A 13,912-nucleotide genomic window follows, 5' to 3' on the forward strand; every position below is an offset into this window, starting at 1 on the left:
GAACAGCGCAGACTAGAGGACGTATTCGATGACCACTGCCATTTCTCCCCGCCGTTCGATCATGGACATCTCGCTGTACAAGGGCGGTGACAGCACCGTCGCGGGTCAGTCCAACATCGTGAAACTGTCGTCCAACGAGAATCCCTTTGGCCCGCCCGACGCGGCCAAGGACGCCGTCGCCCGCGCGGTGCACGAGTTGCACCGCTATCCTTCGACCGATCATGCGTCCCTGCGCCAGGCGATTGCCGAGGTGCACGGCCTGGATGCTGCGCGGATCATCTGCGGCGTGGGTTCCGACGAGATCATCCATTTCCTGTGCCAAGCCTATATCGAGGAAGGTGGCGAGGTCATCCACACCGAGCACGGGTTCGCCATGTACCGGATCAGCACGCTGGCCAATGGCGGCACCCCGGTCGAGGTCAAGGAGCGCGAGCGCGTCACGGATGTCGATGCGATTCTTGCGGCCTGCACGGACAAGACCCGGCTGGTGTTCATTGCCAATCCCAACAATCCCACCGGCACCATGATCGGTCAGGCCGAGATCACGCGTCTGGCCGAGGGTATCCCGCCGCAGGCCATTCTGGTGCTGGACGGGGCCTATGCCGAATATGTCGAGGGGTTCGATGCCGGTGCCGCCATGGTCGAGGCGCGCGAAAACGTGGTCATGACCCGCACCTTTTCCAAGATCTACGGGCTGGGCGGGTTGCGCGTGGGCTGGGGCTATGCGCCCACGGCCATCATCGATGTGCTGAACCGGGTGCGTGGTCCGTTCAACCTGTCTTCGCCTGCGCTGGCCGCGGCCGAGGCCGCCGTGCGGGATGTGGATTTCGTGGCGCGTTGTCGTGCGGAAAACGCCCGCTGCCGCGACTGGATGGCCAATGCGCTGGCCGAACTGGGTATCCCGTCGGACACCTCGACCGCGAATTTCGTGCTGGCGCGTTTCGCCTCCGAGGCAGAGGCCAATGCCTGCGACGATCACCTGCGGTCCGAAGGCATCCTGGTGCGGCGCGTCGCGGGCTACAACCTGCCCAATTGCCTGCGCATCACGGTGGGTGACGAATCCGCCTGTCGTCGCACTGTCCACGCGATCGCGCAATTCAAGGCGGGCAACGTGTGAGCGTGATCTACGACAAGATCGCGCTGATCGGGCTGGGTCTGATCGCATCGTCCATGGCGCTGGCGATCAAGCGTGCGGGCCTCGCACGCGAGATCACCGGCTACGCCCGGTCGCAGCAGACCCGCGACATCGCCCGCGAGATCGACCTGTGCACGGTCTGCGATACGGCCGCTGATGCGGTGCGCGATGCGGACCTTGTCGTGCTCTGCGTGCCGGTGGGGGCAATGGCCGCGGTGATGGCTGACATCGCGCCCGCACTGAAACCGGGTGCGACCCTGTCCGACGTGGGGTCCGTCAAGAAGGCCGTGATCGATGCGGTCGGTCCGCATGTGCCCGCAGGCGTGCATTTCGTTCCCGCCCATCCGCTGGCCGGGACCGAACATTCCGGCCCGCGTGCGGGGTTTGCCGAACTCTATGACAACCGCTGGTGCATCATCGTGCCCGCCGAGGGCAGCGATCCCGCCGCCGTTGCGCGTCTGGCCGACCTGTGGCGCGGCATGGGGGCGAACGTCGACGAGATGGACGCCGAACATCACGATCTGGTGCTGGCCGTCACCAGCCACACACCGCACCTGATCGCCTATACCATGGTCGGCGTGGCGGACGATCTGAGCCGGGTGACCGACAGCGAGGTCATCAAGTATTCCGCCGCGGGTTTCCGGGATTTCACGCGTATCGCGGCCTCTGACCCCACCATGTGGCGGGACGTGTTCCTGTCGAACAAGGAGGCGACGCTGGAAATCCTGGGGCGGTTCACCGAAGAGCTCTTCGCCTTGCAACGCGCGATCCGCACCGAGGACGGCGACCACCTGCACGATTATTTCACCCGGACACGGGCGATCCGGCGCGGCATCATCGAGGCCGGGCAGGATACCGATGCGCCCAATTTTGGCCGTGCCGTCAAGCCGCGCTGATCTGGCGGGCCTGTTGGCGCTGTGTCTGGCGCTGGCGGGATCCGCGGCCGCGCAGGGCGCGAGCGATCCATCGCGGCCCGTCGCGCGCAGTCTGGCGGAGGAGCCGCTGCCGCGGCCCGTGCCGCGGCCGCAGATCACGGGCCTGGCCGAGGATGTGGCCCGCAGCGCACCGCTTGTGCGCCCCGTGCTGCGCCCGCGCGTGGAACCCAGTCTGGCGATCGGATACGAGACGACGCCGCTGCGCCGGGCCGAACGGGAACTGTTTGCCTTCAGCCCCTTTGCGCCGCGTGCGGTTGACCGTCCCGCAGCACGCCCCGCCAGTATCGTGTCCGCCGCAGCCGAGCGACGGCAGGAGCGGCTGCGCGGCCAGATTTGCGGCGATCCGGCCATTCAGGGCGAGGCGATCGGCAATATCGGCGGACCCGGTGCCTGCGGGGTGACCGATGCCGTGCGTGTCCGGTCGGTTTCCGGGGTCACGCTGCAACCGGCACCGACGGTTGATTGCACAACAGCCACCGCGATGAAGGACTGGGTCGCCCAAGGGATCAAGCCTGCGGTGGGCACGACCGGCGGGGGTGTGACCCGTCTACGCGTCATCGGGCATTATTCCTGCCGCAACCGCGTCGGCGGCAGCTCTGGCAGCAGTCGCTTGTCGGAACACAGCTATGGTCGGGCTGTGGACGTGGCAGGGATCGGGCTGGCATCGGGGCGCGAGATCACGCTTCTGACCGATTGGAACAAGCCTGCCGAGGGTGCGATCTTGCGAGAGGTCTGGCGCAGCGCCTGCGGGCCGTTCGGCACAGTTTTGGGTCCTGATGCCAATGCGGCGCACCGTGACCATTTCCATGTCGACACCGCACGATACCGGTCGGGCAGCTATTGCAGGTAAGGCAATGGAGCGCCCGTTCCGGGCGCACGGCATATTTTGACGTAGGGACGCGGCGTCGTGCACAATACCGCTGAATGTCTGCTGCCCGATATGTCACTGGGGGCGCTGCCCCCGCGCGTGCCGCGCCCCCCCGGGAATATTTGAGACCAGAAGAAGCATGGGCCGCTTGCCGCCGTAGGGTCGGGGTTCTATAAGCGCGATCGATGACGGGATTTCGGATCATACGAATTAGCCTCCCGGCGCGCTGAACCCTTGGCGCTGCCGGGTCATGCTATTTTCCATACCGACTGACCGAAAGGACGCCCATCATGTGCGCCGACACGCCCCAGACCCCTGACTACAAGAGCACGCTGAACCTGCCCCGCACGGATTTTCCGATGCGCGCGGGCCTGCCACAGCGCGAGCCTGACTGGCTTGCGCGCTGGGCGCGGATCGGCGTCTATGACCGCCTGCGCGAAAAGCAGGGCCGCACGCCCTTTACCCTGCATGACGGCCCGCCATATGCGAACGGCAACCTGCATATCGGTCACGCGCTGAACAAGACGCTCAAGGATATGGTGGTGCGCAGCCAGCAGATGATGGGCCGCGATGCGCGGTATATCCCCGGCTGGGACTGCCACGGCCTGCCGATCGAATGGAAGATCGAGGAGCAGTATCGCCAGAAAGGCCGCGACAAGGACGACGTCCCGATCAACGAATTCCGCAAGGAATGCCGTGATTTCGCCGCCAACTGGGTCGATATCCAGCGCGAGGAGTTCAAGCGGTTGGGTATCACCGGCAACTGGGCCGACCCTTACCTGACGATGGATTTCCATGCCGAGCGTGTGATCGCCGCCGAATTCCAGACCTTCTTGATGAACGGCACATTGTATCAGGGGTCCAAGCCAGTGATGTGGTCGCCCGTGGAAAAGACCGCGCTGGCCGAGGCCGAGGTCGAATATCAGGACAAGGAAAGCTTTACCGTCTGGGTGAAATTCCCCGTGCGCGACACGGACAATGATGCGCTGCGTGGAACGTCTGTCGTGATCTGGACGACAACGCCCTGGACCATGCCGTCGAACAAGGCGGTCGTCTATTCCTCGGATATTTCTTATGGCGTCTACGAGGTCACGGACGCGCCAGAGGACAATTGGGTCACCAAGGGCGAGCGTTTCGTGCTGGCAGACAAGCTGGCGGAGGGTGTTTTCGCCAAGGCGCGGATCACGGAATTCACTCGTGTTTCGGACGCTGGCGATCTGTCGGGCACGTCGTTGTCGCATCCGCTGAATGGGGCCGAGGGTGGCGATGGCGAATGGGACCAGCCGCGCGATTTCCGCGCCGCCGATTTCGTCACCGATGACGAAGGCACCGGGTTCGTGCACTGCGCCCCATCCCACGGGATGGAGGAATTCGAGCTGTATCGTGATCTGGGGATGCTGGAACAGGTCATCACCTACAACGTGACCGAAGACGGCACCTATCGCGCCGATCTGCCGTTCTTTGGCGGCAAGGCGATCCTGCGGACCAAGGCCAACAAGAAGAACAAGGCGAACCCTTGGGAAGGTGATGCCAATACCGCCGTCATGGCCAAGCTGGCCGAGGTTGGCGGTTTGTTCGCGCGCGGTGTGATCAAGCACAGCTATCCGCATTCCTGGCGGTCCAAGGCACCGATCATCTATCGCAACACGCCGCAGTGGTTCGCCGCCATCGACCGCGCCGTGGGCGATGGTCAGGACGACATGGGCACCACGATCCGTGAACGCGCGTTGCGGTCCATCGACGAATTGGTGACATGGACTCCGCAGCGCGGACGTAACCGCCTGCATGCGATGGTCACGCAGCGCCCCGACTGGGTGCTGTCGCGCCAGCGTGCCTGGGGCGTGCCGCTGACTTGTTTCGTCAAACGTGGTGCGCTGCCCACGGACCCTGATTTCCTGCTGCGCAACGATGCAGTCAACGCGCGCATCCTGGATGCGTTCGAGGCTGAGGGCGCTGACGCCTGGTACGCTGACGGGGCCAAGGCCCGGTTCCTGGGCGATGATGTAAACCCCGATGACTACGACCAGGTGTTTGATGTGCTGGACGTCTGGTTCGACTCCGGCTCAACCCACGCATTCGTGCTGCGCGACCGCGCGGATGGGTCGGATGATGGCATGGCGGATCTCTACCTCGAAGGGACCGATCAGCACCGTGGCTGGTTCCAGTCGTCCCTGCTGCAAAGCTGTGGCACCAAGGGGCATGCCCCCTATCGCGGTGTGCTGACGCATGGGTTCACGCTGGACGAAAAGGGCATGAAGATGTCCAAATCGGTAGGCAATACCGTGGCCCCCGAACAGATCATCCAGCAGTACGGCGCGGATATCCTGCGCCTGTGGGTGGCGTCCTCTGACTATACCAACGACCTGCGGATCGGTGACCAGATCCTCAAGGGGGTCGCCGACAGCTATCGTCGTTTGCGCAACACGCTGCGGTTCATGCTGGGGTCGCTGGCCGATGTAACGGCGGCTGATCATGTGGATGCGGCCGACATGCCGGAACTGGAGCGGTTGATCCTGCACAAGCTCGCCGTGCTGGACCAGAACGTGCGGGCAGGCTACGCCGCCTATGACTTTCAGGGCGTGCTGCGCGCGATCTTTGACTTCACGACATTGGACCTGTCGGCGTTCTACTTCGACGTGCGCAAGGACGCGCTCTATTGCGACGGCGACACGCTGGAACGGCGCGCGGCTCGCACGGTGCTGGGGCTGCTGCATGCACGGTTGACGACATGGCTGGCACCCATCCTGTGCTTCACCATGGAAGAAGTCTGGCTCGAGGCGCATCCGGGCGACGACAGTTCGGTGCACCTGCAGGATTTCCCTGCAACGCCGCAGGGGTGGCGTGACGATGCGCTGGCCGCGCGTTTCGACCAGATCCGCGCCGTGCGCCGTGTGGTGACGGGTGCACTGGAACAGAAGCGGATCGACAAGGAGATCGGATCGTCACTCGAGGCCGCGCCGATTGTCTATCTGTCGCCTGATCATGCTGACGTCATCCATGATGCGCAGGCCTTCGCGACACTCTGCATCACGTCGCATGTGCAGCTGACGACCGACCCGGCACCGGATGATGCATTCCGCTCAGAGGATGTAGCAGGCGTTGCCGTGCGGGTCCTGCGGGCAGAAGGATCGAAATGCCAGCGCTGCTGGAAGATCGAACCGGACGTTGGCCAGCACAGCCATGCGGATGTCTGCGGTCGCTGCGAAGACGCGCTGTCCTGACCCTTCTTCTGGTCGAAAATATCCCTGGGGGTCCGGGGGCAAAGCCCCCGGCGGATCGGCTGGCGCAGCCAGTCGATCTGTTCCGGGTTTTTCTTTGCGCATGTCGCGATAGGATGGTCCCGACGCATCAAAGGGACAGTCATGCCGGACCACATTCACCCTGACACCATCGCGCGCATGACTGCCGCATTCGCCAGACAAGGTATCATGCAGACCCTCGGCGTCACGATCGCCGAGGTGACGGCCGGACGGGTGACGCTGACCCTGCCGTTCCGGACCGATCTGACCCAGCATCACGGATTTCTGCACGCGGGTGTGGTCACGACGGTCATGGACAGTGCTGCGGGCTTTGCTGCCTTTACCCTGATGGATGATGCGGCAGAGGTGCTGACAGCGGAATTCAAGGCGAGTTTTCTCAACCCTGCACGCGGGGACCACTTCCGCATGGTTGGCGAGGTCGTGAAATCAGGACGAACGCTTAGCTTTGCCGAGGCGCGCGCCTATGCGGTGACAGTCGAGGGTGAAGTCCTCATTGCCACCCTGACGGCGACCATGATGGCGGTGCGCAACCCGGCACTGCGACAGGGCGCGTGACTGCCGTTTTGTATCACAGTCCCTTGGGGCCGATTGGTGCCTGTGCTGCCAATGGGGGGATTACCCATTTGGTCTGGGGCGACGGTGCGCTGGCGGTCGGTGCGCTGGCAGATCAGTTGCGCGCGGAATTGGGGGCCTATTTCGCGGGACGTTTGCAGTGTTTCAGCGTGCCGCTCTCACCTGCGGGTACAGGATTTCAGCAGGCTTTCCGGGCCGCTTTGCTGGCTATTCCGTTCGGACAGACCCGCACCTACGGGGAACTGGCGCGTGACCTTGGCGTGAGTGCGCAGGCCGTGGGGCAGGCGTGCGGTGCGAACCCGGTGCCGATCCTGATTCCCTGCCACCGGGTGCTGGGGGCCGGCGGATTGGGCGGATTTTCAGGCCCACGCGGGATCGAGGACAAGGTCGCGTTGCTGCGGCACGAGGGGGCGGCGGGCCTGCTGATCTGAACGCCGGCGCGTCAGCCTTCGGGGCCGTAGATGATCTGCTGCACGGCCCCGGCCAGCGTCAGGTAGACGCTGGTGATCACGAGGCCCACGTCGACGAAGAATGGATCGTCGAATGCGACCCAGGCGGCCCAACCGGCGAATACGACCCAGGCCAGCGACATCGGCAGCGTGATGCTGCGCCAGCGCATGGTCCGGGTGGGATGCACGAATTTCACTGGCACGAACATTGTGACGGCAAGCAGGAACACGATTGCAAGGCAGGCCCACCACGGCGGCGTCAGCGCGAACAGCACCAGCACCAGCATGTTCCAGCATCCCGGAAACCCGCGAAAACTGTAGTCTGTTGTTTTCATGCGCGTATCCGCGAAATACAGCGCCGAAGTATAGGTGATGACGATGATCGCCACCCAACCCGACCAGCCGTCCATCAGGCCCGACCCGTACAACGCATAGGCCGGGATAAAGACATAGGTCAGATAGTCGATGATCAGATCCAGCAACACGCCGTCGAACTGCGGTGCATGGGTGTGCACATCGTAGCGCCGCGCCAGTGGGCCGTCGATCCCGTCCACGCCAAAGGCCACCACCAGCCAGACGAACATCATCGACCATTCCTGCTGCACGGCCTCGAGCATGGCCAGCATGGCCAGAACGGCCCCGGTCGCGGTCAAGAGATGGACGCTCAGCGCTTTGTTGGCAGCAGACATGGATGGCCTTTCGGATCGGGTTGTGCCCTATCATGTCCCCTTCGGTCGGGGAAGGCCAGTATGCAGCGCTGCAAAGCCCATGATGCTGATGGCCCGTGATATTCAGGCTGGCGCGATTGATGGCGCGGCCGCGGTGGACGCACGTTTGGTCGTGTCACGGCGCACGATCGCCAATGTCGCCAGCCCACCAACTGCGTCTGTCACCGTGAAATACGATCAGCGGATCACCCGGCTTGAAATCGCCGAACTTTGCTTTCGCGCGGCTCATGCTCTGTCCGGCACGACCCGTGCTTTCGGACCAGATTAATTGGACACGCCTGCTTAATATCGGAAGGCCCTTTCTGCGCACCTCAATCAGCGCGACCTCTTCTCTTGTACCGAGTTTTCTGGCTTGGATCGCATCCATTGCGCGTCTCGCGGCGACCCAGGTCATGCAAATCGCGAGGGCGAGGACGATTGCGAGGGCAACGCACAAAAGCATCGCGCGCTGCGCATTGATGCCGGGCGTGACCTCGATGATTTCGGGGGCGTCGCGCAGGTAGATGATGTCGATCGTGTCGCCGGTCTCGATCCGGTTGTACTCAAAAACGGTAACGGACTGCGTGATGGAAATGGCCTCTCCGGCTTGGGTCTCGTATCTCAGGTCAAGAAGGTAGAGCGTGAACATTTCGCCATCCACGGTCCGTTTCCTCTCATATTCTTTGCTGACTACTGTCGCGAGAGTCGTTTCACCACGTTCGGTGAATTGGCGGGCAGAATCGATGTGTTGTGCCGCAAATGAATAGACAAGCCACGCCCAGATCAGCAAAATCGGGACCACCATCCCGCCGAGTTGAAAAAACAGTGCGAGGATCGATTTCGGAGGGGTTTGCGTATCGGTTTTCATGGTGCTGTTTCTAGCCCTGCTGCGCAGAATGATCCATCCGGGCTGTGCTGATACGGTCGTGTCGGCCATCGCCAATCAGGTCGCAAGACGACTTGTTGGACGCCTGAAAAAGCTTATCAAGTGCGTGGGCCAGCCTGCGGAAGGACAAGATCGTGAACGGAATTACAAAGCCTGCCAACCAACGCAAGCGCATCCGGCTGCTGCGTGGTCTGGCATTGCTACTTGTGCCGCTGGTGCTGTTTACGACCTCGGCCTGGGGTGACGAAAGCATTATGGCCGAAGTGCTGGAACCGCTTGGCGCGTTGGTGGTGATCGCGGGCGTGCTGGGCCGTTTCTGGGCCATGCTGTATATCGGCGGCCGCAAGAACGGGATGGTGATGCAGGACGGCCCCTATTCGATGTGCCGCCATCCGCTGTATCTGTTTTCGACCATCGCGGCGACCGGTCTGGGCATCATGCTGGGGTCCATCGTGCTGGCCGTCGTGATCGGCGGACTGACCTACGTTGTGTTGATGCAGACCGCCCAAAAGGAAGAAGAGTTTCTGCGCGCGGCATTCCCGGACACCTACGCGACCTACGCTGAACGGGTGCCGCTGATCGTGCCTGATCTGTCGTTGTTTTCCACACCCGAAGAGGTGACGTTTTTCGTGTCCAACATGCGCACCAACATGGCGGATGCGCTGGTTTTCCTGGCCTTCATCCCGCTGGCCGAAGCCATTGGCGGATTTCACGAGGTTTTGGGCTGGTCCGCGCTTGCGATCTACTGACGCATCAGGCGCGCGGATGGGCTGCGTCGTAGACTTCCATCAGGCGCACGGAATCAACTGACGTATAGGCCTGTGTTGTTGACAGGCTGGCATGACCCAAGAGTTCCTGAATCGTGCGCAGATCGCCACCTGCGGTCAGCAGGTGGGTGGCAAAGCTGTGGCGCAGCGCATGCGGCGTGGCGCTGGCGGGCAGGCCCAGTTGCAGGCGCGAGAGCTCCATCACCTTTTGCACGGCGCGCGGGTTCAGTGGACCGCCACGGATGCCACGAAACAGCGGCGCATTGCCGGTCAGGTCATGCGGGCACAGGCGGGCATAGGCATCGACGGCTGTGCGGGCGGCGGGAATCACGGGCACGATCCGTTCCTTGCCGCCCTTACCCTTGATCCGCAGGATGTCGGGCAGCGGCAGGGCGCGCGCGGTGAGGCCCAGCGCCTCTGATATGCGCAACCCGCATCCATACAGGACGGTCACGACGGCCACGTCGCGGGCGGCGACCCAAGGTTCTGTCGCCTGACATTCGACCCTGTCGATCATCGCGCGGGCGGCGTCGATTTCCAGCGGACGTGGCAGCTTTTTCGTGAATTTCGGGGCGCGGATGGACAGGACGGCCGTGGGTTCAAACCCTTCGCGGTCGGAGAGCCAGCGGTAGAATGTTTTCACCGCCGACAGGCTGCGGGCGAGGCTGCGCGCCCCAACACCGCGCCCGCGCTCGTGGGCCATCCAGGCGCGCATGTCGCCCGTCGTGATCCGGGCGATGGGGCCCAGACCAACTTGGTCGCCGTGATGGGTCTGCATGAAGGCCAGAAATCCCATGACATCACCGCGGTAGGCGGTGATCGTATTCTCGGAGGCGCCGTTCAGCGCCCGGCAGTGGTCCAGCCATCCCGCAAGTGCGTGGGTCAGCTGGGGGGCGATCATGCCGCCCCCTGTTCCAGCCAGCGTTTCAGTGTCCTCTCGAACACCCCGCCAAAGAACGTCAGCAGGTCCGGCCCTTGTTGCGGCGTGAACAGATGCGGGTCCTCTGATCCCATGACCAGCATGCCGGGCAGGCGCCCGGTGCCAAGGTCCAGTTTCAGGCAGGCCTCTGACCGGATGTATTCAGCGGCTTCGCCATAGACGTCGGCCCCGTGGTCCTGCACCTGCCGCAAGGTGACCGTGCGCACGGGAATATCGCGGCCACGGGTGATATAGGCGTCGCAATAGCCCTGTTCGCCGACCGACAGAATGCCCGAGAGGGTCTTGATCGCGGGATCATCCGGGCTGGCCTGCGTTTCCAGCACCAATCGCATGGCGTCCACACGCATCGTATCGGCGACATCACCTGCAAGGTCCGCAAGAAAGGTCTCGAACTTTGACGCTTCCATCAGGCGCAGCACGGCACGGTGTACCTGATTTGTCCCGGCAAGGTTGTCGTAGGCCGCAGCAATGACGGACCGGTGGGTGTCCTCCAACCGGTCAAGACGCGCCTCGAGCCGTTCCATCGCGATACCGCGCAGATCGACGATATTGCTGCCCATGGTTTTTTCGTTCGCGGCCACCAGGGCGCGCATGATGTCGTGATCCTCCAGCACAAGCTGTGGATCAGACAGGATTCGGTCCCGGATGGGACCGGAAATCTGGGGCTGACTGCTCATGTCACCTTCTTTTTGACGGTGTTATTTTTTACGACCCTAGCAGATCATGCGCTGCGACGGACAGGAAAAATGCGGCCACGTCGGCAGATGATGCGCCCGGGTGACAGGCCCGCCTCGTTTTTAGTCAAGGCCGCGATCCGTGCTGCATAAAGTGAAGGCGTTTTGCCACGGTCGGCAAATATCGCCGATCAAAGCAAGACTGGGATTGCGTTGGAGGCCGTCACGTTTCATGGAAAAGGAGAGTGGATGATCAACCCTCATGGCGCGTCCTGTAATCAGGGCGCGCCGCCCACTTCATCGGCACCCCCCGATCGCAAAACCCATAAAGTCAGTTGTTTTGCGGTCCCTTGGGCAAGTCATTGCGTGTTTTTTGGTTTCGAATCACGGGTCGGTCACCTCTGATGCAGGTTGGCGCGGCACGGTTTAGGCATTAGCTAGGTCACTCTGACGGCAAAGGTCACCATGACACCCTCTCATTTCCACGAAGGCCAGTTGATCGGCGTGCTGACAGCACAGCCATTGGGCCGCGTGCTTGATTACAAGGCACCCGAGGGCGGCTGTTTTTTAGGCGCTTTCGTCGAGGTTCCCCTGGGCCCGCGCAAGGTGCTGGGCGTGGTGTGGCAGGCGGGCGCGGGTGATTACGACTATGCCAAGGTGCGGTCGGTGATCCGCGTGCTGGACGTGGCCCCGATGCGCGACGAGATGCGCAGTTTCCTGACACGGGCGGCGGATTACACGCTGACGCCGCTGAACCAGATGCTGCGGCTGGCAACCCGTGCGCCGGGCCTGGGCGATGCACCGGGCATGCGCAAGGTCTACCGCCTGGGCGACGCGGAACCCACGCGACTGACCGATGCCCGCACCCGCGTGATCGAGGTGCTGCGTGACTATGGCGGGTTGTCGTTCACCGGCAAGGAACTGGCCGATATGGCGGGCGTCGGCACGTCGGTCGTCAAGGGGTTGGCAAAGCAGGGAGTGGTGCGTGAAGAGGACGCGCCGCGTGATGTGCCCTATCCGCTGCTGGATGCCGATTATGGCGGCAAGACGCTGACCGAGGATCAAGAGGCGGGTGCCGCCGTCCTGCGTGAAGGGATCAAGGCGCAGACCTATGGCACGACCCTGCTGAAGGGTGTCACCGGATCGGGCAAGACCGAAGTCTATCTGGAGGCCGTCGCCGAATGTCTGCGGCAGGGGCGACAGGCGCTGGTGCTGTTGCCGGAAATCGCGCTGACGGGTGAATTTCTGGACCGGGTCGAGGCGCGGTTCGGTGCGCGTCCGGCGGAATGGCATTCGGGTGTGACGCAGACGGAACGTCGCCGCGTCTGGCGGATGATCGGGCAGGGCGACGCGCAGATGGTTGTCGGTGCGCGATCGGCGCTGTTTTTGCCGTATCAGAACCTGGGGCTGATCGTCGTCGATGAGGAACACGACACGTCCTACAAACAAGAGGACGGCGTGCTGTACAACGCCCGCGACATGGCGGTGTTGCGGGCCGCTGGGGTGGGCGCGCAGGTTGTGCTGGCTTCTGCCACGCCAAGCCTCGAGAGCTGGGCCAATGTCGAGGCGGGCAAATACCGGCGGCTGAACCTGACGTCGCGATTCGGTGATGCGGTGATGCCGACCATGCGCGCCATCGACATGCGGGCCGAGGATCTGCCGGGCGGCAAATGGGTCTCGCCCAGCCTGCGGGTGGCCATTCAGGACCGCATCGACAAGGGCGAACAATCGCTGATTTTCCTCAACCGGCGCGGCTATGCGCCGGTGACGCTGTGCCGGGCCTGCGGGCATCAGATCGGCTGTGACCACTGCGATGCGCGCATGGTCGAACATCGGTTTTTGAAACGCCTGATGTGCCACCAATGCGGTGAGACGAAACCGATGCCGACCGTTTGCCCCCATTGCGAGGCCGAGGATCGTCTGTCCGCCGTCGGGCCCGGTGTCGAACGCATGGGCGAAGAGGTGACAGAACTGTTTCCGGACGCGCGTGTGGTGGTGCTGTCTTCCGACCTTTATGGGTCGGCGCGCGCGATGAAGGCGCATATCGCGGAAATCGCGGCGGGTGGGGCCGACATCATCATCGGCACGCAGCTGGTGGCCAAGGGGCATAATTTTCCCAACCTCACGCTGGTGGGTGTGATCGACGCGGATCTGGGACTGCAGGGGTCCGATTTGCGCGCGGCGGAACGCACGTTCCAGCTGATGCGGCAGGTGGCGGGCCGGGCGGGCCGCGCCGAAAAACCCGGTGAGGCGCTGTTGCAGACCTATCAGCCGGAACATGCGGTCATTCAGGCCACGATTGCGGGCGACGAAGAGGCGTTCTGGTCCGCCGAGGCGGCAGAGCGCAAGGCGGCGGGGGTGCCGCCCTACGGTCGCATGGCGGGCATCGTGCTGTCGTCCACCAACGTGCAAGAGGTGTTTGATCTTGGCACGGCGATGGCGCGGCAGGATGCACCATTGCGCCGGATCGGGGCGCAGGTCTTTGGCCCCGCGCCTGCGCCGATTGCCCGGATCAGAGGGCGACACCGGGTGCGCCTGCTGGTCAAGGCGGAAAAGGGCGCGCCGCTGCAACAGGCGCTGGCCGACTGGGCGGCGCAGTTCAAACTGCGTGGCGAGCTGCGCATGGCCATCGATATCGACCCGCAAAGTTTCTACTGACCCGCCGCCGGTCGCCGCTGTTTGCCCCGCGGGCGGGGCAAAGGCGCCCCGCCCGCCGGC

Annotated in this window: 12 protein-coding genes; 8 read left to right on the plus strand and 4 right to left on the minus strand. The window is 63.4% G+C overall.

Annotated elements, in window-relative coordinates:
• Positions 1–28: 28 nt before the first annotated feature.
• The 6 genes from hisC (at position 29) to BMX27_RS04410 (ending at position 7,202) form a co-directional block, all read left to right on the plus strand.
• Positions 29–1,117 carry a histidinol-phosphate transaminase gene (gene hisC / locus BMX27_RS04385; RefSeq protein ID WP_090158625.1) on the plus strand — a complete coding sequence of 363 codons (1,089 nt, stop codon included), beginning with the start codon at positions 29–31 and terminating at the stop codon, positions 1,115–1,117.
• Positions 1,114–2,031, plus strand: a complete 918-nt coding sequence (locus BMX27_RS04390) for a prephenate/arogenate dehydrogenase family protein (RefSeq protein WP_090158626.1) — start codon at positions 1,114–1,116, stop codon at positions 2,029–2,031. Before hisC ends, BMX27_RS04390 begins: the two co-directional genes overlap by 4 nt.
• The gene (locus BMX27_RS04395; protein ID WP_090158627.1) at positions 1,994–2,920 is read left to right on the plus strand and encodes an extensin-like domain-containing protein; all 927 of its coding nucleotides are present in this window, start codon (positions 1,994–1,996) and stop codon (positions 2,918–2,920) included. Before BMX27_RS04390 ends, BMX27_RS04395 begins: the two co-directional genes overlap by 38 nt.
• A 308-nt stretch (positions 2,921–3,228) precedes the next feature.
• Entirely contained in the window at positions 3,229–6,159 is a 2,931-nt protein-coding gene (ileS, locus tag BMX27_RS04400; protein WP_090158628.1) for an isoleucine--tRNA ligase, read from the plus strand.
• A 141-nt stretch (positions 6,160–6,300) separates the two neighbouring features.
• Entirely contained in the window at positions 6,301–6,753 is a 453-nt protein-coding gene (locus BMX27_RS04405; RefSeq protein ID WP_090158629.1) for a PaaI family thioesterase, read from the plus strand.
• A complete protein-coding gene (locus BMX27_RS04410) occupies positions 6,750–7,202 on the plus strand; it encodes a methylated-DNA--[protein]-cysteine S-methyltransferase (RefSeq protein WP_090158630.1) in 453 nt (150 codons plus the stop codon). Before BMX27_RS04405 ends, BMX27_RS04410 begins: the two co-directional genes overlap by 4 nt.
• A gap of 11 nt (positions 7,203–7,213) precedes the next feature.
• Here BMX27_RS04410 and BMX27_RS04415 read toward each other — a convergent pair whose 3' ends face one another.
• Together BMX27_RS04415 and BMX27_RS04420 are read right to left on the minus strand one after the other, a co-directional pair.
• Positions 7,214–7,909 (minus strand): CDP-alcohol phosphatidyltransferase family protein, encoded by a 696-nt coding sequence (locus BMX27_RS04415; protein ID WP_090158631.1) that lies wholly within the window; start codon positions 7,907–7,909, stop codon positions 7,214–7,216.
• Positions 7,910–8,063: 154 nt separating this feature from the next.
• The gene (locus BMX27_RS04420) at positions 8,064–8,864 is read right to left on the minus strand and encodes a DUF3592 domain-containing protein (RefSeq protein WP_090158632.1); all 801 of its coding nucleotides are present in this window, start codon (positions 8,862–8,864) and stop codon (positions 8,064–8,066) included.
• A gap of 83 nt (positions 8,865–8,947) precedes the next feature.
• Between BMX27_RS04420 and BMX27_RS04425 the strand changes: the two genes are divergently transcribed.
• Positions 8,948–9,562, plus strand: a complete 615-nt coding sequence (locus BMX27_RS04425) for a methyltransferase family protein (RefSeq protein WP_256212389.1) — start codon at positions 8,948–8,950, stop codon at positions 9,560–9,562.
• Positions 9,563–9,566: 4 nt separating this feature from the next.
• On the opposite strand, the gene BMX27_RS04430 is transcribed toward BMX27_RS04425, so the two are convergent.
• Together BMX27_RS04430 and BMX27_RS04435 are read right to left on the minus strand one after the other, a co-directional pair.
• Positions 9,567–10,481, minus strand: coding sequence for a tyrosine recombinase XerC (locus tag BMX27_RS04430; RefSeq protein ID WP_090158634.1), 915 nt, complete (start codon positions 10,479–10,481; stop codon positions 9,567–9,569).
• Entirely contained in the window at positions 10,478–11,197 is a 720-nt protein-coding gene (locus BMX27_RS04435; RefSeq protein WP_056033136.1) for a DUF484 family protein, read from the minus strand. The genes BMX27_RS04430 and BMX27_RS04435 overlap by 4 nt, the downstream gene beginning before the upstream one ends.
• Before the next feature lie 462 nt (positions 11,198–11,659).
• On the opposite strand from BMX27_RS04435, the gene BMX27_RS04440 reads away from it, so the two are divergent.
• Positions 11,660–13,852 carry a primosomal protein N' gene (locus BMX27_RS04440; RefSeq protein WP_090158635.1) on the plus strand — a complete coding sequence of 731 codons (2,193 nt, stop codon included), beginning with the start codon at positions 11,660–11,662 and terminating at the stop codon, positions 13,850–13,852.
• The last annotated feature ends 60 nt before the right edge of the window (positions 13,853–13,912 follow it).

The sequence above is a fragment of the Loktanella sp. DSM 29012 genome, from assembly GCF_900110705.1.
Taxonomy (GTDB): Bacteria; Pseudomonadota; Alphaproteobacteria; order Rhodobacterales; family Rhodobacteraceae; genus Loktanella; species Loktanella gaetbuli.

Excerpts from the sequence above, each read along its gene's own strand:
- BMX27_RS04395 (WP_090158627.1), top strand. The coding sequence starts at position 1,994 with ATGCGCCCAATTTTGGCCGTGCCGTCAAGCCGCGCTGATCTGGCGGGC.
- BMX27_RS04415 (WP_090158631.1), bottom strand. The coding sequence starts at position 7,909 with ATGTCTGCTGCCAACAAAGCGCTGAGCGTCCATCTCTTGACCGCGACC.
- BMX27_RS04430 (WP_090158634.1), bottom strand. The coding sequence starts at position 10,481 with ATGATCGCCCCCCAGCTGACCCACGCACTTGCGGGATGGCTGGACCAC.
- BMX27_RS04405 (WP_090158629.1), top strand. The coding sequence starts at position 6,301 with ATGCCGGACCACATTCACCCTGACACCATCGCGCGCATGACTGCCGCA.
- hisC (WP_090158625.1), top strand. The coding sequence starts at position 29 with ATGACCACTGCCATTTCTCCCCGCCGTTCGATCATGGACATCTCGCTG.
- BMX27_RS04420 (WP_090158632.1), bottom strand. The coding sequence starts at position 8,864 with ATGGCCGACACGACCGTATCAGCACAGCCCGGATGGATCATTCTGCGC.
- BMX27_RS04440 (WP_090158635.1), top strand. The coding sequence starts at position 11,660 with ATGACACCCTCTCATTTCCACGAAGGCCAGTTGATCGGCGTGCTGACA.
- BMX27_RS04435 (WP_056033136.1), bottom strand. The coding sequence starts at position 11,197 with ATGAGCAGTCAGCCCCAGATTTCCGGTCCCATCCGGGACCGAATCCTG.
- ileS (WP_090158628.1), top strand. The coding sequence starts at position 3,229 with ATGTGCGCCGACACGCCCCAGACCCCTGACTACAAGAGCACGCTGAAC.